At 59.5% G+C, this 19620-nt stretch carries 18 protein-coding genes; 13 read left to right on the top strand and 5 right to left on the bottom strand.

The annotated features are described in order from the left end of the window. Nucleotides 1–21 precede the first annotated feature (21 nt). On the top strand, nucleotides 22–1281 hold the full coding sequence (locus tag BT116_RS03405; RefSeq protein WP_256572583.1) for a glycosyltransferase family protein: 1260 nt from the start codon (nucleotides 22–24) through the stop codon (nucleotides 1279–1281). Nucleotides 1282–1299: 18 nt separating this feature from the next. Here BT116_RS03405 and BT116_RS03410 read toward each other — a convergent pair whose 3' ends face one another. Beyond that, nucleotides 1300–1932, bottom strand: coding sequence for a BUD32 family EKC/KEOPS complex subunit (locus tag BT116_RS03410; RefSeq protein WP_063323220.1), 633 nt, complete (start codon nucleotides 1930–1932; stop codon nucleotides 1300–1302). Nucleotides 1933–2152: 220 nt separating this feature from the next. On the opposite strand from BT116_RS03410, the gene BT116_RS03415 reads away from it, so the two are divergent. From BT116_RS03415 to BT116_RS03460, 10 genes are all read left to right on the top strand, one after another. Then, nucleotides 2153–3259, top strand: a complete 1107-nt coding sequence (locus BT116_RS03415; RefSeq protein WP_072340058.1) for a capsular polysaccharide export protein, LipB/KpsS family — start codon at nucleotides 2153–2155, stop codon at nucleotides 3257–3259. 3 nt (nucleotides 3260–3262) lie between these two features. Beyond that, nucleotides 3263–4438, top strand: coding sequence for an O-antigen ligase family protein (locus BT116_RS03420; RefSeq protein ID WP_083569102.1), 1176 nt, complete (start codon nucleotides 3263–3265; stop codon nucleotides 4436–4438). 150 nt (nucleotides 4439–4588) lie between these two features. Further along, nucleotides 4589–6379 (top strand): lipid A export permease/ATP-binding protein MsbA, encoded by a 1791-nt coding sequence (msbA, locus tag BT116_RS03425; RefSeq protein WP_072340061.1) that lies wholly within the window; start codon nucleotides 4589–4591, stop codon nucleotides 6377–6379. Further along, on the top strand, nucleotides 6379–7275 hold the full coding sequence (locus BT116_RS03430; RefSeq protein ID WP_072340392.1) for a GNAT family N-acetyltransferase: 897 nt from the start codon (nucleotides 6379–6381) through the stop codon (nucleotides 7273–7275). Before msbA ends, BT116_RS03430 begins: the two co-directional genes overlap by 1 nt. Before the next feature lie 16 nt (nucleotides 7276–7291). Next, nucleotides 7292–8707 (top strand): PIG-L deacetylase family protein, encoded by a 1416-nt coding sequence (locus BT116_RS03435; RefSeq protein WP_072340063.1) that lies wholly within the window; start codon nucleotides 7292–7294, stop codon nucleotides 8705–8707. A gap of 120 nt (nucleotides 8708–8827) precedes the next feature. After that, nucleotides 8828–9433, top strand: coding sequence for an adenylyl-sulfate kinase (gene cysC, locus BT116_RS03440; RefSeq protein WP_072340065.1), 606 nt, complete (start codon nucleotides 8828–8830; stop codon nucleotides 9431–9433). Between the two features lie 85 nt (nucleotides 9434–9518). Then, nucleotides 9519–10940: a bifunctional D-glycero-beta-D-manno-heptose-7-phosphate kinase/D-glycero-beta-D-manno-heptose 1-phosphate adenylyltransferase HldE gene (gene hldE / locus BT116_RS03445; protein ID WP_072340067.1), complete on the top strand. Its 1422-nt coding sequence runs from the start codon at nucleotides 9519–9521 to the stop codon at nucleotides 10938–10940. 107 nt (nucleotides 10941–11047) lie between these two features. Beyond that, nucleotides 11048–12022 (top strand): glycosyltransferase family protein, encoded by a 975-nt coding sequence (locus tag BT116_RS03450; protein ID WP_072340069.1) that lies wholly within the window; start codon nucleotides 11048–11050, stop codon nucleotides 12020–12022. A 5-nt stretch (nucleotides 12023–12027) separates the two neighbouring features. Then, on the top strand, nucleotides 12028–12732 hold the full coding sequence (locus BT116_RS03455) for a hypothetical protein (RefSeq protein ID WP_072340071.1): 705 nt from the start codon (nucleotides 12028–12030) through the stop codon (nucleotides 12730–12732). A gap of 71 nt (nucleotides 12733–12803) precedes the next feature. Next, entirely contained in the window at nucleotides 12804–13610 is an 807-nt protein-coding gene (locus BT116_RS03460) for a hypothetical protein (protein WP_072340073.1), read from the top strand. 2 nt (nucleotides 13611–13612) lie between these two features. Here the strand turns inward: BT116_RS03460 and BT116_RS03465 are convergent, their stop codons facing one another. The 4 genes from BT116_RS03465 to BT116_RS03480 all read right to left on the bottom strand — a co-directional run bounded on the left by BT116_RS03465 (nucleotide 13613) and on the right by BT116_RS03480 (nucleotide 17168). Continuing rightward, entirely contained in the window at nucleotides 13613–14578 is a 966-nt protein-coding gene (locus BT116_RS03465) for a metal ABC transporter ATPase (RefSeq protein ID WP_072340075.1), read from the bottom strand. Between the two features lie 34 nt (nucleotides 14579–14612). Further along, nucleotides 14613–15425: an aldo/keto reductase gene (locus tag BT116_RS03470; RefSeq protein WP_072340077.1), complete on the bottom strand. Its 813-nt coding sequence runs from the start codon at nucleotides 15423–15425 to the stop codon at nucleotides 14613–14615. Beyond that, complete coding sequence (locus tag BT116_RS03475) at nucleotides 15422–16597, bottom strand: NAD(P)/FAD-dependent oxidoreductase (protein WP_072340079.1); 1176 nt, start codon at nucleotides 16595–16597, stop codon at nucleotides 15422–15424. The genes BT116_RS03470 and BT116_RS03475 overlap by 4 nt, the downstream gene beginning before the upstream one ends. A 238-nt stretch (nucleotides 16598–16835) precedes the next feature. Further along, nucleotides 16836–17168 carry a DMT family transporter gene (locus BT116_RS03480; RefSeq protein WP_072340081.1) on the bottom strand — a complete coding sequence of 111 codons (333 nt, stop codon included), beginning with the start codon at nucleotides 17166–17168 and terminating at the stop codon, nucleotides 16836–16838. Nucleotides 17169–17271: 103 nt separating this feature from the next. Between BT116_RS03480 and BT116_RS03485 the strand changes: the two genes are divergently transcribed. Continuing rightward, a complete protein-coding gene (locus BT116_RS03485) occupies nucleotides 17272–18162 on the top strand; it encodes a LysR family transcriptional regulator (RefSeq protein ID WP_063323211.1) in 891 nt (296 codons plus the stop codon). A gap of 22 nt (nucleotides 18163–18184) precedes the next feature. Then, nucleotides 18185–19465, top strand: a complete 1281-nt coding sequence (gene waaA, locus BT116_RS03490; RefSeq protein ID WP_072340083.1) for a lipid IV(A) 3-deoxy-D-manno-octulosonic acid transferase — start codon at nucleotides 18185–18187, stop codon at nucleotides 19463–19465. The last annotated feature ends 155 nt before the right edge of the window (nucleotides 19466–19620 follow it).

Genomic DNA, 19620 nt, shown 5'->3' on the forward strand with positions numbered 1-19620 from the left:
GCGCCGTCGTCCGGCGAAGGAGTGCTCCAGGTCGATGGGCGCTGGGCGCAAAAGGCACGGGAGCTGGATCGTTATCGTTGGAAGTTGCTACGCGAGCGTCATGGTCGCTTTGGCAGCCTGCTGCGACTGGTTCGTGATGTGCTCGTCGATGTTGCTGTCGGGATACGCGCCAAAGCGTGCTTGAGTGGTTCGGTCGACCCCATGCACTGTGAGGTGCTGTTGCTGCATTCGGCCCCCAAGTCCATGGCATTGCAGCGCAAGAATATTTTGATCGAGGCCCTGCGCAAGCGCGGACACCATCTGAAGGAAGACGCTTTACGCTCGCCGTCGGATGCTTGCGCGCAGCGAATGCTTATGGCACCTGCGCAGTCTGTACCGCTGCGATATCTGGTATACGCGGCCCATGCCCAGTGGTTAGTGATGACCTATCAGCCCAAGGTGTTGATCAACGAGCGCAACGGTAGTCTCCATGCGCCATTTCTGCGCCTGGCATTGGCTGCGCGTGGCGCTCGACTGCTACATCTGGCCCACGCCGCGACGCTGGAGTCTTCTCGGCGTCTGGCGATGAACGACTTTGATTTCTACGGCGTCTTTGGGCGCAGTTCGCTTGTTGCCTTGCAAGAGCGAACATTGCGGTTTGGTGAGTCGACAGTCGTGCTGGTCGGTTCCTACCTGGTCGATGAAACCTATGATCTGCCTGTCGCTGACCCGGCGCTCCGAACGGTGTTGGTTTTGGGGGTTGGTCCTGATCGGGAGAAAGACTCGGGCTACCAGAACACCTATCAGCTATTGTGTGATTGGGCCGAGCGCAATCCGCACTATCGCGTACTGTTCAAGCGTCACCCGCGTAGCAAGGCGCAATTCTGGAGCGCTGCTGCTGAGCGGTTGGCCAACGTAGAACTGCTGGATATCACGTGCTCGCTGGCCCAGGCGCTGGCCCAGGCCAGCGTTGTGATCAATATCATGTCCAATGCCGGTATCGAGGCAGGGTTGGCGGGCCGGCCGGTGATCCATGTGAACGCGGGCAGTGATCAGGACATTTTTTCCCATTCGCTTTTTTTTGGGCCTCAAGTTCGTGATGAGCCTGAATTGTCCCGTCAGTTGCAGGCGCTTGAGTGCGACTACCAGGGGCATGTGGCCCGAGCCCGTCATTTCGCCGATTATCACTTGGTGCACGGTTCTCAGGGATTGGCGAAAACCGTTCAACTAGTCGATAACCTGTTGCACGACGTAGAGCCTGTGCGGGACTTCGAGACCTTCAGGCTGCCTGCAGTCGGTTGACCTCGGGGGGTAGATGGCTCAAGCGTTGAGCGCCAGCCTCACTTCCAGTTCATTGCACAGGCGTTGGTGGGTCAGGTAGTGCTCCAGGAACTGGTTGTCCTTGAGTAGCCAATCGCGCTCCTGCCGATAGCGCAACATATGCTTGAAATTGCGCAGGCGCAGGCCTTTGCGAAGCGGCTTGCGGTAGGTGCGCAGATCGGCAATGTCGATCAGTCCCAACGTGTTTTGCGGCGTCAATACGACGTTGCCCAGGTGCGCGGAGCGAAAGTAGATGCCGTTCTGATGCAACCGTGCAACGAACTCTCCCAATCGTGCCTGAAGATCCTCATTAGTATCCACGTTTAGCAGTTGGCGCAGGGTGTAGCCAGGCAGTGGCGTGTAATGGACGGCATCGCACTTGATGCTGGGGATGCGATAAACCTGGAGAATTTCCGGGCACTCGATGCCGCGTTCGCGCAGCGTTCGGCAGTTGTCGGCGAAGCGCTTGGCGTAAGGAGCCCAGAGCGCGGAGGTCAGCAGGCGTTTGCGACGAAACAGCTTGAGTATCGAGCCATCCGTCAGGCGCAGGACTTTATCCCCTTTACCATCGGCTTCGAGAACCTCGGCACCTTCGCGCAGGCTGAGATAAAGTGCATGGTCGAGCGTTTGCATCAGTGCTCCAAAAACTGGCCCGATGGATGGGCCGCCGGCTATGTTACCGCAGTGTGCATGCTGCAAAAACAGCTGTGGTATAGTCGCGCCACATTTCAAAGGATCCCGGCGCTGTCCATGGGGTCGCCTGGACTCTGTCACAGAGTGTTGGTTCTGATCCATGTTGCTATTCGCCATGCGTCGGCAGGCGTGTAGATGCTGCCTATCTTCTGGACACTCCATGACGACAATGCTGTTCATTTCCTTGGCCGCTCATCAAGGCCTTTATTTCAATCGGTTGCTCAACGAAACAGAACTACAAGGCAAAGTAGTTACCCCTTCACAGATGCCCTGGTTCGGCTCACTGCAGATATCCAGGATCCTTTCTCGCATCGACTGGGCGAGCCTGATCGAAGAGAAATGCGAGGAGCGTCGCGTCAAGAACAAGAGCAATGGCCGGCTTTACCGCCTGCTGTTACGTCTTGAACTCTTTGGGATGGCATTGCGGGCTCAGGCTTTGCTCAATCGTGAGCGTCCTGATGCATTGGTATTCTGGAATGGTTCCCATCGCTATTGCCGATTGCTGACGGCGCTGGCCCCGTCGAGTTGCAAGACGTTCTTTTTCGAGAATGGCCTGTTGCCCGATACCACGACGGTGGACCCCAAAGGCGTGAATTACCTGAATGCGGTTCCGCGTGAGGCCGATTTTTACCTCAACTATCCTTACCTCGTGCCTGAAAACCAGGCCGCACCAGTGCTGATCCCTCGTCCGCCTCGTACCACTGGCCCGGCACCCATTGCGCTGCCGCAGCAGTTCGTCTTTGTTCCGTTTCAGGATGACCGAGATAGCCAGGTTCGGCTGTTTTCTCCCTGGATCAGCAACATGCGCGAGATGTTTGCCTTGGGCGAACGACTGGCTAAAGAGACGGGGCTGACAGTGGTGTTCAAGGAGCATCCGTCCAGTCGAGAGACGTATCCAGAACTGCATGAGCGTACTGGTGATCGTGTGCTGTTCGCCAACGGTAACTCTACCCAGCAATTGATCGAGTCCAGTCTTTTTGTGATGACGATCAATTCGACGGTTGGCCTGGAAAGCCTGCTCCTGGGCAGGCCCGTGCTTACCTTAGGCCAAGCGTTTTTCAACATAGAGGGGCTGGTGATGCATGCCGACACCGCTGAACAGGCGGTGGAATTGGCGCGTGTGTTCCCGCGATGGCCGCTTGACGAGCAATTAAGACGTAACTTCCTGCACTACCTTGGCGAGCACTATTGCATTAAGGGGGGCTGGAAGAACGCAGATAGAGCTCAGTTACAACGAGTTGCCGATCGAATGCTGGGGAAAAGTTAAGTGATGTCAGAAATAAAAAGGTTTATTAGCAAGGATGTCCTGGCGGTGTGGGCATCCATCGGGCTCCTCATTTTGTTATGTGGCCCGTGGGTACTGCCGAGCAACAAACTCTATCACCAGATGTTGATTGTGCTGCTCTGGCTGCCCGCCTTGCTGGCGCTGTTTCATCGGGATTTTCGCCAGTTACTCAAACAGCCGGAGTGCATTTTTTTCCTCTTGTTCGTTGCCTGGACGTTCCTGGTATTGGCGGTCGAAGGGGGCGATAACGTCTTCGGCAAAGTCAAGGTGACATTCTATGTAGCCTTGACCCTGGCAGGCGTGTTGCTGGCGGCACAGAACCGCAAATGGCGGCTAGAGTCCATGTTGTTGTACGCATCGATTATCGGTGGTGTTTTTGCGGCCGCTTCTTGGGCATATTTTTATGGTCTATCCGCGCAATCTTTGCACTCCCGGGTGATCGCCATCGGCTTATGGGACACCGCGATCATGGCGGCGCACGCGGTGGGCGCCTTGGCAATCATGGGCGCGTTCACACTGCGAACCAGGCGCTTTCCTCCTGTTGTGATGGCGTTGCTGCTAATCCCGGCGATCGGATATGCGCTGTTTCTGGGCTTCAGCCAAACGCGTGGTGTTTGGATCGGCTTGGCCGTCTGTTTTCTCGTTATGGCCGTAGCGCGACCGTCACGCCTGGGAGGCGGCCTAATCCTTCTGGGGGCGTTGGGAGTGGCGTGCATTGCTCTGTTCAAACCCGAGATTCTATTGCAGCGTGGTGTCTCTTACCGTCCCGAGCTATGGCGAGGTGGTATTCAGTTGATTCTGGACCACTGGGTGACGGGGCTGGGATTCAAAGAGTACCTGATACCGGTCCCTGAAATAGGAAGGTCCTTCAAACATCCCCATAACCTCTTTCTGGACGCCGGAGTGCGTCTCGGGGTGCCTGGTCTGCTGCTGTTCGGCTGGCTGTGGCTGGCGGCTGGCTGGCGCGGCTGGATTTCGCGAGCTCAGCCGCTGGGTCAAGTTTTGCTGGCACTCTGGGTTTTTTCCGGGACGTCGTTGATGACCGATGGCATCGGTCTCTGGCTCAAGCCGAACGCCGACTGGTTGGTCATGTGGTTGCCGATCGCCTTGAGTATTGTGTTGGCTGCTCGAGAGGGCGCTGAAACCAAAAGCTCCATCTAGAGCACTTCTATTTCTTGATGCTTTTGACGCGAAGGCGAATTGCTATCGCTGTGCTGTCCAGTCGTTCAGTCCTGACTGCGCCGGTGTTGTAATTCGTTCGCTGTTACAATCTAGACCTTGTCTCTTTTTCAAACGTCCGAGGCGCACCGAATGGCCAATATCGACCAGCAGTCGAGCATGACGATTTACTTGCGGTTGCTGAAATACGTGCTCCCGTATTGGGGTGCTTTCGCCATCAGTATTATCGGTTTCGTGCTGTTCGCATCCAGCCAGCCAATGCTGGCAGATATGCTCAAGCATTTTCTCGACGCTTTGCAGAAGCCCAACGACACTCAGTTCATGGGCGTTTCGCTGGTGCTCGGCGTGCCGCTGCTGATCGTGCTTATTGCCGTCTACCAAGGCATAGGCTCATTCCTGGGTAATTACTACCTGGCCAAGGTTGCCCGTGGTGTTGTCCACGACCTGCGTTGCGCCCTATTCGACAACCTTCTGACCCTGCCCAACCGTTACTTTGACAACCATAACTCCGGCCATCTGATCTCCCGTATTACCTATAACGTGACCATGGTCACCGGTGCCGCCACCGATGCGATCAAGGTGGTGATCCGTGAGGGCCTGACGGTGGTGTTCCTGTTCGGTTATTTGCTGTACAGCAACTGGAAGATGACGCTGGTATTGCTGGCGATTCTGCCGGTTATTGCCATTCTGGTGAGTAGCGCGAGCAAGAAATTTCGTAAACAGAGCAAGAAAATCCAGGTGGCGATGGGCGATGTGACCCACGTGGCCTCGGAGACGATCCAGGGCTACCGTGTGGTTCGCAGCTTTGGCGGTGAAAGTTACGAAATTGCGAGGTTCCACAAGGCCAGCGCCGACAATATGAATCGCAGCCTGGGCATGACTCGTACCCAGTCGATCTATACGCCAATGTTGCAACTGGTGATCTACATCGGCATGGCCGTGCTGATGTACCTGGTGCTTTATCTTCGCGGCGATGCTTCTGCTGGCGAGCTGGTTGCCTACATCACGGCTGCCGGTTTGTTGCCCAAGCCCATTCGTCAATTGTCGGAAGTCAGCGCCACGATCCAGAAAGGCTTGGCCGCAGCGGATAGCATTTTCGAGCAGCTCGACGAGGAACCGGAAGTCGATACGGGGACCAAGGAGATGGCCCGTGTCAACGGGCGTCTGGAAGTGCGTAACCTGAGCTTTCAGTATCCGGGTACCGAGAAGATCGTGCTCGATGACATTTCCTTTACGGCCGAAGAAGGTCAGATGATTGCTCTGGTGGGGCGTTCGGGCAGCGGAAAGTCGACCTTGGCCAACCTGATCCCGCGTTTCTATCACCATGACCGAGGCCAGATCCTGCTCGATGGTGTGGACGTCGAGCAATACAAACTTACCAACCTGCGGCGCCACATCGCCCTCGTGACCCAGCAGGTCACTCTGTTCAACGACAGCGTCACTAATAACATCGCTTATGGTGACCTTGCCGATGCGCCGTTCGAATCTGTGCGCAAGGCGGCCGAAGATGCCTACGCCGCCGAGTTCATCGAACAGATGCCTCAGGGGTACGACACGCTGGTGGGCGAAAATGGCGTCCTGCTTTCCGGAGGGCAGCGTCAGCGTCTGGCGATAGCCCGTGCGCTGCTCAAGAACGCACCATTGTTGATCCTGGATGAGGCAACCTCGGCCCTTGATACCGAGTCCGAGCGCCACATCCAGGCAGCTTTGGATCAAGTGATAAAAGGGCGCACCACGCTAGTGATTGCTCACCGCTTGTCGACTATCGAGAAGGCCGACTTGATCCTGTTGATGGACAAGGGACGCATCGTAGAGCGCGGTACTCATGCCGAGTTGCTGGCACTCAATGGCTTCTATGCCCGGTTGCACGAGAAAGATTTCGTTGAAGGTCCCGAAGAGGCAGCGAAGGAGTCCTTCGTTTGATTTTGAGTTACTGGCGGTCTTGGCGAGAAAGCGGTTGGACCCCCATTGATACTGTGGCTTACGCCCAGGCCTGGCAACAGTTTGGCGGCAGTGTGGCAACTCACCCTGATGTGGTCGAGCGCCTGGCCGGGCTTGTAGGTATTCCGGTGCGTTACCTGGGGTGGTTCGTTGACGGGCAATTGTGTGCTGCGATCCCTACCTGGGGACGTCATGTGGCCTTATCCAAGGATGTGCTCAAGCGTGAAGGCAAGCGTGGCATGCTCGATCTTGGCAATGCCGAGGTCATCCTGCCGGTTGCCGAAGACGCTCGGATTCGTGTACGACATCGCATGCGCTATGTGTCCGAGCTCAATGCCCGGAACATGACCGGCCTTGTTGAGCAGCCTGAAGGTTTGGCGCTAGCCCGTGAACCCGAAGAATACAGTAAGAAGTTTCGTTACAACCAGCGTCGCGAGCAGCGTTTGCTGGAGGATGCAGGCGGTAGCATCCGGCCTGTGCTGGAGCTGAGCGCCAGCGAACAGGCGGCCATCTATGCAGACCTGTTCCAGCGCCGCTGGAACTTCGAAGCCCCGGGGAAAAAACATCTGGCTGACGTGTTCGGCCTGATGCGTGAGTTCATGACCGGGTCCTTGATTTACCTGAAAGACGAGCCGGTGGCAATTCAGATCCTGTACCGGGTCGAGGCACCCAAGTGGACCAGCCTTGAATATATCAACGGCGGCGTCGACCCGCAGAGTCGCGAGTTCAGTCCTGGCAGCGTGCTCAGTTTCGTCAATACCCAAACCGCTTGGGAGCAGGCTCGCGCCCTGGGCAAGCCGCTGCGTTATTCGTTCGGCCGTGCCGATCGCGAATACAAGGATCGCTGGTGTCACCGGGTTCCGGTCTTTCAGGTTTGAGCGAGGGTAAACAGTCATGAGCGGACGCAAACAGCAATTGCTCAAACGCCATCGTCAACGCAAACGCCTGATACTGATTGGCATGTTGCTGGTGGCGTCGGCACTGGGTTTTTTTGTGTCGTGGTGGGCGTCGCCGCTTTTCCTGCTGCTGGGCTGGGTCGCCCACGAGGCCTGGTTTTGCGATCATCTGTTCTATGCTCCGGACGACGACTATCGTTATGACTTCCCTGAAGGCACACTGCAGTTTTCTGCCATTTTGAACGATGGTCTCTTGCAGGTGGCGGGCGCGTTCAGTGCGGGGCAGACTCTGATTCTGCAGGTGCGGGTCAAAAGCCATTGGTTGGGGCGTTTTTTCGATCCTCAAGTATGGATCGGTGACGATCGCCAGGATCTGGAGCGCGGTGTCGCGGGGAAACGTTTCCTCAATCTGTCCGGACAGGATTCGCTACTGGCAAGCGGCGCCCTGAGAGTGCACGGCCGTTTTTGCAGCCTGGCGCCACAGGCGACCCTTCACGTCCTGAGCAACCCGGACTTTAGTCAGCAACGTTTGCTTATCATTGCCCCTCATGCCGATGATGCCGAACTCGCGGCTTTTGGTCTCTATAGTCGGGCGAGCGATGTGGCTATTGTCACGCTCACCCAGGGTGAAATCGAAGCCGATAACTATCGCGATATGGGCTTGGACATGGCTCAAGCCGCTCGTTTGAAGGGCCGTCTGCGTAGCTGGGACAGCCTGGCGGTACCGCTGTGGGGTGGAGTGGGGCAGCAGCAGTGTGTGCAATTGGGCTACTACTGCCTTCAGTTAGGGGCAATGGCGCAGCAACCGGAGCGAAGCTTCGGCTCTCTGGAGTCGGGCGATAGTGATACTCGGGACGTGCGCCGGTTCAACGCCCTGAGTCTGCCCGGTGACGTTGACGGCCAGCCCAGTTGGCGCAACCTGGTGGCCGATCTGGTAGGACTGCTTGAGCATCACCGACCGGACGCAGTAGTGACACCTCATCCCGAACTGGATCCTCACAGCGACCATGTTGCCGGTACTCGCGCCTTGATGGGGGCAATTGAACTCAGTACCTGGCGCCCACGTACCCTGCTGCTGTATGCCAACCACCTGCACGATAACGACCGTTGGCCAATGGGCCCGGCAGGCTATGGTATCGCCTTGCCTCCAGCCATCGAGCCGTTGCCGGCCGATGGCCTATGGAGTCCGCTGCTGGATGCACCAACCCGCATGGACAAGGCGATGGCATTAGGCATGCAGCACGATTTGCAGGGTCGTCCACCCTTCAAAAGACAACTGCGGCGAATGATCCAGCGGTTGTTGGCCGGGCGTCGCTGGCCTCGTACCGGGGAGGATGAGTTTTTCCGCAAGGCGGTTCGTCGACATGAGCTTTTCTGGACGCGCCCACTGGATGTGTCGACAAAGGATGATTAGCGAGCCGTCGACATGCGGTGTTCAGCCTATGCTTTGCTCTGGGCAATAGGTCGGTATATGCGCCATGCAGCGCGGAGGCCGGTAAACCCCAGGATTTCGGTTGCCGCGAGAGGCTCGGTTATGGACAGGACGACAAAGATATCGACACCACGGCGGGCTACCGGGCCTTCCTTGACAGTCTCCCCGCAGGCACGGGCGGCGATCAAATCCCAGCGACCGCGATGTATTTGGCTGACCGGTTTGTCTGGCGCGGGAAAGTCAACATTGGCCAATGCGTTGGAAGTACGCTTGCACGAGCTAGGCTTCCACACCTGCCTCCTTGACGGGGACAACCTGCGCCAGGGGTTATGCAGTGATTTGGGCATGAGTCCCGAGGCGCGCAAGGAAAACATCCGACGAATCGGTGAGGTGGCGCGATTGATGGTCGATGCTGGACTGATCGTCATTGTCGCGGCCATTTCCCCGTTTCGGGCTGACCGTGAGGCGGCACGGCAATTGTTCGCCCCGGACACTTTTCTTGAAGTCTATGTGAGCACGCCTTTTGACGTGTGTGCCAAACGAGATCCAAAAGGACTGTATCGGGAGGCGCGCGCGGGTAGGCTCAAGAATTTCACCGGGCTCGACAGTCCATACGAAGTGCCGCTGACACCCGCTTGCGAAATCGACACCGACAAGCTGGAGCTGGGCCAGGCCTGCGACCGGCTGTGGGCGCTGTTGCACGACTAACGCATCCCGTCACAGCCATAGAAGAGCCTTGCGCCAACCCTGTGCTAATATCCCCGCCCTGTTCATTTTGTATGTGGGATGCTCCATGAAGTTGTCCATGCCGCGATTCGATCAAGCCCCTGTATTGGTGGTCGGCGATGTCATGCTCGACCGCTACTGGCATGGCGGTACCTCACGGATTTCCCCTGAGGCGCCGGTACCGGTGGTCAAGGTCGAGCACATCGAGGATCGCCCCGGTGGTGCCGCCAACGTTGCCTTGAACATCGCCGCCCTCGGCGCACCGGCCTCACTGGTGGGCGTGACCGGCGACGACGAGGCCGCCGACAGCTTGACCAACAGCCTCAAGGGCGCGGGCGTACGTGCGATATTCCAGCGTGTTGCGCACCAGCCGACCATCGTCAAGCTGCGGGTCATGAGCCGTCACCAGCAACTGTTGCGCATTGATTTCGAAGAGCCGTTCGCCACCGACCCCCTGGCCCTCGGTGCCGAGGTCGACAACCTGCTCGAAGGCGTCAAGGTCCTGGTGTTGTCGGACTACGGCAAAGGCGCGTTGAAAAACCACCAGGCGCTGATCCAGACCGCCCGTGCCCGTGGTATCCCGGTCCTGGCCGATCCCAAGGGCAAGGATTTTTCCATCTACCGGGGCGCCAGCCTGATCACGCCGAACCTCAGTGAGTTCGAAACCATCGTCGGCGGTTGCTTTGATGAGCATGAGTTGGTGAGCAAGGGCGCGCAGTTGATGCAGGACCTCGACCTCGGTGCCTTGCTGGTGACCCGTGGCGAGCATGGCATGACCCTGCTGCGCCCCGATCACCCTGCGTTGCACCTGCCGGCCCGTGCCCGTGAAGTGTTCGACGTGACAGGGGCCGGCGACACCGTGATCTCCACCCTGGCCGCCGCCATCGCCGCTGGTGAAGAACTGCCCCATGCGGTAGCCCTGGCGAATCTGGCGGCCGGCATCGTTGTTGGCAAACTGGGTACGGCGGCGATCAGCGCCCCGGAACTGCGACGTGCCATCCAGCGCGAGGAGGGCTCCGAGCGCGGTGTGCTGGGCCTGGAGCAACTGCTGCTGGCCGTTGACGATGCCCGTGCCCACAACGAAAGAATCGTCTTCACCAACGGTTGCTTTGACATCCTGCACGCCGGCCACGTGACCTACCTCGAACAGGCCAGGGCCCAAGGTGATCGTCTGATCGTCGCGGTCAATGACGATGCCTCCGTCAGTCGCCTCAAAGGGCCGGGGCGGCCGATCAACAGCGTTGACCGGCGCATGGCGGTCCTGGCCGGCCTGGGCGCGGTGGACTGGGTGATCAGCTTCAGCGAGGGCACGCCGGAAAACCTGCTGCGCGAGGTCAAGCCGGATGTGCTGGTCAAGGGCGGTGACTACGGGATCGATCAGGTTGTGGGCGCGGACATTGTCACGGCCTACGGCGGCACCGTGAAGGTATTGGGGCTTGTGGAAAACAGTTCGACAACGGCTATTGTCGAGAAAATTCGCAACCGTTGAAGGAATTCTCTTACATTCCGGGAAAGACCTTATATGGCAAACGCCTGCCTTCGTGGGTTGAATTCGCTCATGGGCTCTGCTTGTTTCGTTTCGTGGTTAACTAACTTATGAAAGTCATGCTCCTGGTTATGGATGAACAGAGGGTGATCCTCGATCGGCTGTATGAAGTCGTGCGAGAGAACTGTGACGACTGCACTATCTATCGCTTGAGTAAGCAGCAGCAAATGAAGCTTGGCCGGTTCCTGGCTTCGGTCCATTACGAAGATTTCGATCGGGTGGTGATTTTTTCGCGGGTCAAGCGCCTGGCCCCGCAATTGAGCGTATTGAAATGTATCCCGGGCCTGGTCTTTCTTGAGCACGACGCTTACCAGAACTACATGCGCGAAAGCAAATACATGGGCATCTACTCGCGACTGTATCGCCGCTTGTCCAGTTGTCGCGCCTTGGTGTCAGGGGCTGTCGTGGCTCGCCGGATGCAAGCCGAGAACATTGATGCGGTGTTCGTTTCCAAAGGTTATGACGAACAGATGCTGCGCAATACTGACAGTGTCCGCGATATTCCCATTGGTTTTCTCGGCAGTCTCAAGAGCACTGAATATGCTCAACGCAAGGCGCTGCTTGAATCCCTGGTACAACGCACCGGCATGCTTGTGACGCGCACCGAGTCGGGACGCGAATATCTGGAAACACTCAATCGCATCAAGATTTTTGTCAGCGCCGACCTGGGAATGGGGGAGTTCATGATCAAGAACTTCGAGGCCATGGCCTGCGGTTGCGTGTTATTGGCCTGGAGCCAGGGCGAGGAAGATCGATTGCTGGGTTTTGAGGACATGGAAAACACCGTCTTCTATCGTTCCGAGGAGGAGGCCGTGCAGAAGATCGAGCTGTTGCAGCGTGACCAGGAACTGGCCGCGCGGATCGCCCGCAATGGCCAAGCCTTCGCCGAGAGCCGCTATTCGTTTGCGCGCGTCGGGCGAGCCCTGGCCGAGGAAATCCAGCGTGAAATGCGTCCCTGGCAGCCCCCTTCGGCGTTTGTTCGGGTATGGGTCAAGCTGCGCTATGGCATGACGGTGCCGGGGTAGGCGACATGGCGGATCGTGTACCGCAAATCAGTGATGAAATGGCGCTCGACACGTTGCCTGGGGGCCATCAATCGCTGATGGGGGCCTTGCCCCAAGCGTTGAAGGATTGCTTGGAAAGGGCATCGCGGGTGGTGCTGGTGGCGAATAACCCAGCGATCACCGTGGCCGACTTCCAGGCACTCGATATCGGCAGCGACGATGTGGTCGTGACCTTCAACACCTGCGTAAAGTCGGCACTGCTCAGTCCGCACAGCGTCAATGTGTTCGTCCATGGCTTCAATGCCCCCGACGCCTATTTTTTCGGCCTGCCCTATAACGCCGAGGTGCAGCGATTGTTCGGTTTGCCCGACGCACGCTGCTTCACAATGTTGGTGGGATGCACCGGGAGCATGTCGCCACTGCCTGGCGTGGCCTTGTATTGGGAGCGCATTCCATTGCCACCTTTGTGGAACTACCCAGTCAACAGGGAGGGAGGCAAGCGCTATGTCGGTCCTTCGACGGGGTTCAATGCTCTGGTGCTGTTTGATTGGTTGCGCGGCCATGCAGGTTATCAATACCAGATCATGACGTTGGGTTTTTCCAACGAGGCCGGAAAATTCTGGAGCGGACACGCTTGGGATTATGAGCGGCAATGGCTGCTCCAGGCTGATGTGAGTGTTGTGCCATTACGACGCTGCCGTTGGTGGCAAAGGTGGTTTCGTCGCCCTTGAATCGCATTGGCAAGTGAACCGCCTGATGCGATGCCGCCGGGCACTTCTTTTTTACGACAAGGGCAGGACGCGTGTTGAAAGTTGCGCTGGCTTTTTTTGGTATTCCGAGAAACTCGGAAATCTGCTTTCCCTCTATTCGAGAAAACGTCCTGGCACACATCCCTGTCGGGAGCGAAGTCCAGTGCTTTTATCACCTGTACAAAATCGATGAAATCCGCAACCCGCGCTCCGGGGAGCAAGGTGAACTAAAAGCGGACAACTACGCACCGTTCACCACCATGACCGGTCGCCTCGACTCTACCGAAGGCGTCCTGGAGCGTTGGGACTTCGAGCGGGTCAAGTCCTTGGGCGATACCTGGGGAGATGGGCATGCCTCGCTCAGAAACCTGATCTACCAGCTCAATTCCCTGAATGCCGTGACGGCGATGATGGAACCGTTTGATCCGGATTTCGTCGTGTTTGTGCGTCCTGACAATTTCTACCACAGCGCGCTTCCGGCGTATGTGTTCGCTCACGCTGATGCACGCAGATTGAATGCCTACATTCCGGACTGGCAATGGTGGGGAGGCTTGAACGACCGTTTCGCTATTTGTGGACGTGATGCCTACCGAGCCTATGGCAAGCGTATCGAGCGTATTTTCGATTTTTGCGAGGCGACGGGCCGCCAGTTGCATTCCGAGCGGTTGCTCAAATACGCGTTGCAACAAGCCGGGGTAAAGGTGTGCACCCTGCCGACCACGGCGTCACGGGTACGAATCGATGGCGCCTTCGCCGAAGAATCGTTCTCGCCCAAACGTGGCATGGGCAAGCGTGAAAATCGTTATTTCCATCTGTTTGCACGGTGGCGAACCTATCTGGATAAACGGCGTTCCAGTTGACGCTATTTGTGTAGCGTCCCGCGGACCATGCGCATCAGGCCCATGGCTTTCTTGTGCAAGCTGGTCAGGCCTTGGCGACGAGGCGTGTGCACGACCAAACCTTGCTTCACGAGCCAATCCTTCCAGCGGATGCGTTCGTCGCGCACCACCCAGCCCTCTTGGCTAGCGAAGCTTTCAGCCAGATGCAGGCCTCGGGTACTGGCCGCGACCAACTGATCACGTTTGAGCGTGTAGAGTTCTCCGATCGGCTTACCATCTTCAAGTGGCATCAGGTACAGGTCAGGTCGCTTGCGGTCCAGGCGCGCCACCAACTGGTCACCTTCCAGGCGCTCATCGACGTGAAACAGGCTCAGGGACTTGGCTTCCTTGGGCACATCCAGACGCAAGTCATAGATCAGTTGCAGCGATGCCGTCGGCAGGTGTACGTAGGCCCGTGGTCGCTCGATCAGTTGCAGGTTGGCGCTGCGCACCGGGCGGGCCGAGCCCGAGAGGGGGGTCAGCCGGAACGGCAAGGCTTCGCGGTAATGCAGGGCCGTGGCGTAGGGGGCCGGCAGCCAGGTGTCGTTGAAACGTCCGCCAAGCCAACCTTCCGGGGTTTCCAGCAGGCATTCTTCGGCAATTTCGCTGATGGCGGTAAGCAGTGGCAGGTTCAACTCGTGGGCCGGGACGTAGCCGGAAATCAGCTTGAGCACCACATCGCCGCGATCCTGCCGGCGCTGGCGCACCAGTACCCAATAGTCGCGGTTCTGCCAATGCAGGGTCAGGCGCACAGAAACGCCCAGGTTTGCCAACTCCAGGGAAAAGCGCTCGGTATCGGCCACGGCTACCGGGCGGCGGCGCTGCAAGGTCTGGGCGAAATTCAGCGGCATGCCGACGCTCTGGTAAGTCAGGCCTTCGGGTGTCGCTTCGACGAAAAGGGGCAGGGTCTTGAAGTTGCTGGGATTCTTTCTGATGAGCGTACGCGGCATGTCGGCTCCTTCCTTAAGGCCGCGTAGGGCGGCGTCAGTTTTTACGCAGGACCTTGGCTACGGTCGCGACGTTGTGGGCGAGGTGCAGCGGATTGATAGTGCCGACAATAGCACTGGCGACCCCAGGATGCTCAAACAACAGTTCGAAGCTGGCGCGAACCGGGTCTACCCCGGGGCTCAGGCAAACGTGGCCGCTGGCCAGGGCCTTCTTCACTAGGATCGCTTTGCCGTGTTCGCTGGCGTAGTCAATGACAGCCTTTTCGTTTCGTTCGTTCAGATTGTAGGTGACCATCGCACAATCGCCTTGCTCCAAGGCTTTCAAGCCACCGTCGACGGTCTTGCCGGAAAAGCCGAAGCCGCCGATCTTGCCCTCGCGCTTGAGCGCCGCCAGGGTCGGGTAGACCTCGCTGTCGTTGAGGATCGCCAGGTCGTTGCCGTCGGAGTGCACGAGCACCAGGTCGATATAATCGGTTTCCAGGCGCTTGAGGCTGCGCTCCACCGAGAACCGGGTATGGGCGGCGCTGAAGTCATGGCGTGACTGGCCGTCGCTGAATTCTTCGCCGACCTTGCTGACGATCACCCAATCCTGGCGTTGGCCGCGCAGCAGCGGGCCGAGGCGTTCTTCGCTGCGGCCATAGGCCGGCGCGGTGTCGATCAGGTTGATGCCCAGGTCGCGCGCCAGTTTGAGCAACCTGCGTGCTTCGTCGTCATCGGGGATCTGAAAGCCGTTGGGGTATTTGACGCCTTGGTCGCGACCAAGCTTGACGGTTCCCAGGCCCAGGGGGGAGACCCGCGGGCCGTCATGGCCCAGGGGGCGATAGAGGTCATGCAGGGTCGGTTGGCTCATGGCAGCAGTTGCTCCCAGGCAGGGACGCCCATCGGCGGCTTCGGCAGGTCCGGCAGTGGGGCCGGGTGGCTTGGCTGGATGCCATCGCGCTGCAGGGCATCGACCACCCGATCGGCGAAGTCCGGGGCCAGGGCCAGTTTGGTCGGCCAGCCCACCAGCAGGCGATCCTGCTCGGCGAGGAAGGCGTTGTCCGGGCGGGTCAGGCCCGACTGCAACGGTTCGGCGCGGTCCACCCGCAGCGTGGCCCATTGCGCAGTGCTCAGGTCAATCCAAGGCAACAACTGGCCGAGTTCTTTCTGGGCGGCGGCGATCTGCGCGGCAGGCTCGCGGGCCACGCCATCGCCTTCGGCCAGATCGCCACCCACGTACCAGACCCATTGGCCATCGGCCGCCGGATGAGTGGTCACGGTGACGCGCGGCTTCGGTCCGCCGCCCAGGCAATGGGCGTAGAGCGGCTTGAGGCTGGGCCCCTTGACCAGGACCATGTGCAACGGTCGGCGCTGCATGGCTGGCTGGTCCAGGCCCAAGGCGTCGAGCAGGTCGGCGGTGCCGGCCCCGGCGCTGAGGACAATGCGTTGCGCGCGGATCTCGCGGCCATCGACGTTGAGTCCGATCAGCTCGCCACCTTCGCGCAGCGGTTCGATGTGTTGCCCGGCCAGCAAGCTGTCGCCGGCCAGTTCCGCCAGGCGTGCGATCACGCTCGGCACGTCCACCACCAGCTCGGCCAGGCGATAGACCTTGCCCTTGAAGCGTTTGTCTTGCAGGGCCGGCGGCAACTGGTCGCCCTTGACCTGGTCGACCCGCCCGCGCACGGCCTTGCTGGCAAAGAAACTGGTGAGGTTGCCGGCCAGGGTGCCGGGGGACCAGAGGTAATGGGCGTCGGACAGCATGCGCACGCCGGACAGGTCCAGCTCACCTTCACCTTTCAGGGCTTCGCGCCAGCGACGCGGCATGTCGGCGATGGCTTCCGAGGCACCGGTCAGTGCGCCATGCAAGGCGTACTTGGCGCCGCCATGGATGATGCCCTGGGATTTGACACTCTGCCCGCCGCCGAGGCTGGCGCTTTCCACCAGCACGGTTGAAAACCCCAGGCGACGCAGGCGTGCATTCAGCCAGAGGCCGGCGACGCCTGCGCCGACAATCAGAATGTCGGTGGAAATAACGGATGGCATGCAGCGACCTCAGTGTTCAAGACGAGGGCGCAGTATACAGACTCGATGAGATGCGTCTGATCCCCCTGTTCACGGTCAGTCCAACTGTGGCGAGGGGATTTATCCCCGCTGGGCTGCGCAGCAGCCCCAGAACCTGACAGCACGGTATGCCAGTTGCCTTGAAAAAGGGGGCGCTTCGCACCCCAGCGGGGATAAATCCCCTCGCCACAAGGTATTCCAATTAATGATCAGTGTGTTTTCAGTGCCCGGCGGTCTTGGAGAACAGCTGGATCACCACCACCCCCAACACAATCAGCGCCATCCCCAGCATCGCTGGCACGTCCAGTTTCTGCCCATAGATGAACAACGCCGCGACACTGACCATGACGATCCCCAGCCCGGCCCAGACCGCATAGGCCACACCCACCGGTACGGTGCGCACCACCAGCGTCAGCATCCCGAACGCGGTGGCGTAGCCGACGATGACCAGCAGCAAAGGCAGGGGTGTGCTCAGGCCCTTGATCGCTTTCATCGAAACGGTGGCGATCACTTCGGCGCAGATGGCGATGGCCAGGTAGTAGTAGGCGTTCATAGGCGGTTCCTCTTCGACGGTTGCGTCTTTCGATGGGGCCATTCTAGAGATAGGTCAGATGCGGTAAAGTCATTACCTATCTGTAATCAAGATAGGTTGAGCCATGAACGTTCAGTGGAACCTGGAACAATTGCGGCTGTTCGTCGGGGTCGCCGAGAAGCGTTCGTTTTCCGCCGTGGCCCGGGATCAGCGCAAAGCCCAATCGGCCATCAGCAGTGCGATTGCGTTGCTGGAGACGGATTTGGGCGTGAACCTGTTCGAGCGCAGCAGCGGCCGTCAGCCCAGGCTCACCGACGCTGGCGAAGCCTTGCTCGAAGAGGCCAGGGAGGTACTGCGCCAGTGCGAGCGTCTCAATGGCCGGGCGCTGGCCCTGATGCGCGGGCAGGAAGCGTCGCTGCGCCTGGCCCAGGACGAAGCCATGCCCTATCAACCGGTCATTGATAGCCTGGCGGCCCTGGCCGAGCAATTTCCTACCCTCGAAGTGCAATTGGCCAGCGCCGCCCAGGGCGACGTGGCGCGCAAACTGGTGGAGCGGCGCGCCGACCTCGGCTTGCTGTTCTATCACGACCAGATCCCCGAGGCGCTGGAGCGCCGGGTGCTGGGCAGCGTCGAGATGGTGACGGTGTGCGGCAGGGGCCACCCACTGGCGAACCATGATTATGTGACCTGTCGGGAAATGGCTCGGCACCGCCAGTTGTTGATGGCCACCCAGTCCAGCGTCTATCCCGGCAGTGAACAGGCCAGCCCGCAGGTCTGGCGAGCCGACAGTTTCTATGTGTTGGCCGAATGGCTGAGGAGTGGCCTGGGCTGGGCCTGGTTGCCTCGGCATGTGGTGCAATACCCGGCCTACCTGGGCGACATGGTCGAGCTCAGCAGCGAATGGACCCCGCCGGCGCTGGTGGTGGAACTGGTCTGGCGCCGTGATGAACCCCTGGGCCCGGCCGCGCGTTGGCTGGCGGAACGTTTTGCCGTGCAGTTGCAGGCGATTGGCTGAAAAACCGATAAACTCCGCCGCCATGAACAGAACTCTCTATAGCGCGTTGTTTTACCTGGGGCTGCCATTGGTAGCGATTCGGCTGTGGTTGCGGGCCCGCAAGGCGCCGGCTTACGCCCGGCGCATTGGCGAGCGGTTCTCCTGGGGGCTGCCGGTCGTGCTGCCGGGGGGCATCTGGGTCCACGCGGTGTCGGTGGGCGAGAGCATCGCCGCCGCGCCAATGATCCGCGCCTTGCTGCAACGTTATCCACAGCTACCGATCACCGTCACCTGCATGACGCCCACCGGTTCGGAGCGGATCCGGGCGTTATTCGCCAACGAGCCGCGCATCCAGCATTGCTATTTGCCTTACGACTTGCCTTGCGCCGCCAAGCGTTTTCTCGACCGGGTCCGGCCGTCCCTGGCGGTGATCATGGAAACCGAACTGTGGCCCAACCACATTCACCAATGCGCCAGGCGCGGCATTCCCGTGGCCCTGGCCAACGCACGGCTCTCGGAGCGTTCGGCGCAGGGCTATGGGCGTTTTCCCAAGCTCACCCGGCCCATGCTCGCGGAGATGAGCCTGTTCGCTGTGCAGACCGAAGCCGAAGCCGAGCGTTTTCGCCAGTTGGGCGCGCGGGCGGAAACCGTCGAAGTCACCGGCTCCATCAAGTTCGACCTGACCGTCGCCCCGCAACTGCTCGAAGACGCCAGCGCCTTGCGCCGCCAGTGGCAGGCAACCGAGCGCCCGGTGTGGATCGCCGCCAGCACCCATGAAGGTGAAGACGAAGTGGTACTGGCTGCCCACCGCCGGTTGCTCGACAGTTATCCCGATGCGTTGCTGATCCTGGTGCCGCGTCATCCCGAGCGCTTCGACGCAGTGCACCAACTGTGTGTAAGCGAAGGGTTGGCCACGGTGCGGCGCTCCAGCGGGCAGCCCGTGACTGCGCAGGTTTCGGTGTTGCTCGGTGACACCATGGGTGAACTGCTGTTTCTCTATGCGTTGGCCGACAGCGCGTTCGTCGGTGGCAGCCTGGTGCCCAACGGTGGACACAACCTGCTTGAGCCGGCGGCGCTGGCGAAACCGGTGCTCAGCGGGCCGCACGTGTTCAACTTCCTCGAAATCGCCGCGCAGCTACGCGCCGCCGGTGCGCTGGCGGAAGTGGAAGATGCCGAAAGCCTGGCCCTGGCGGTGCAGCGCCTGTTCGAACTGCCCCGCGATGCCCAGCGCATGGCCGAGGCGGGGTTGAAGGTGATGCGCAGCAACCAGGGCGCGTTGCAGCGGTTGCTGGATGGGTTGGGGCGGTTGCTCGCTGGACGGTGATGATCGCTCTGTGGCAAGAGGATAGATCTGTGGTGACAGGGTATCTGTGGCGAGGGGATTTATCCCCGCTGGGGTGCGAAGCGCCCCCATTCAAACTGCCTGACACATCGTGCTAGCAGGTTTTGGGGCTGCTTCGCAGCCCAGCGGGGATAAAT

Source organism: Pseudomonas sp. NFACC16-2 (assembly GCF_900119205.1).
GTDB classification, from domain to species: Bacteria; Pseudomonadota; Gammaproteobacteria; order Pseudomonadales; family Pseudomonadaceae; genus Aquipseudomonas; species Aquipseudomonas fluorescens_Q.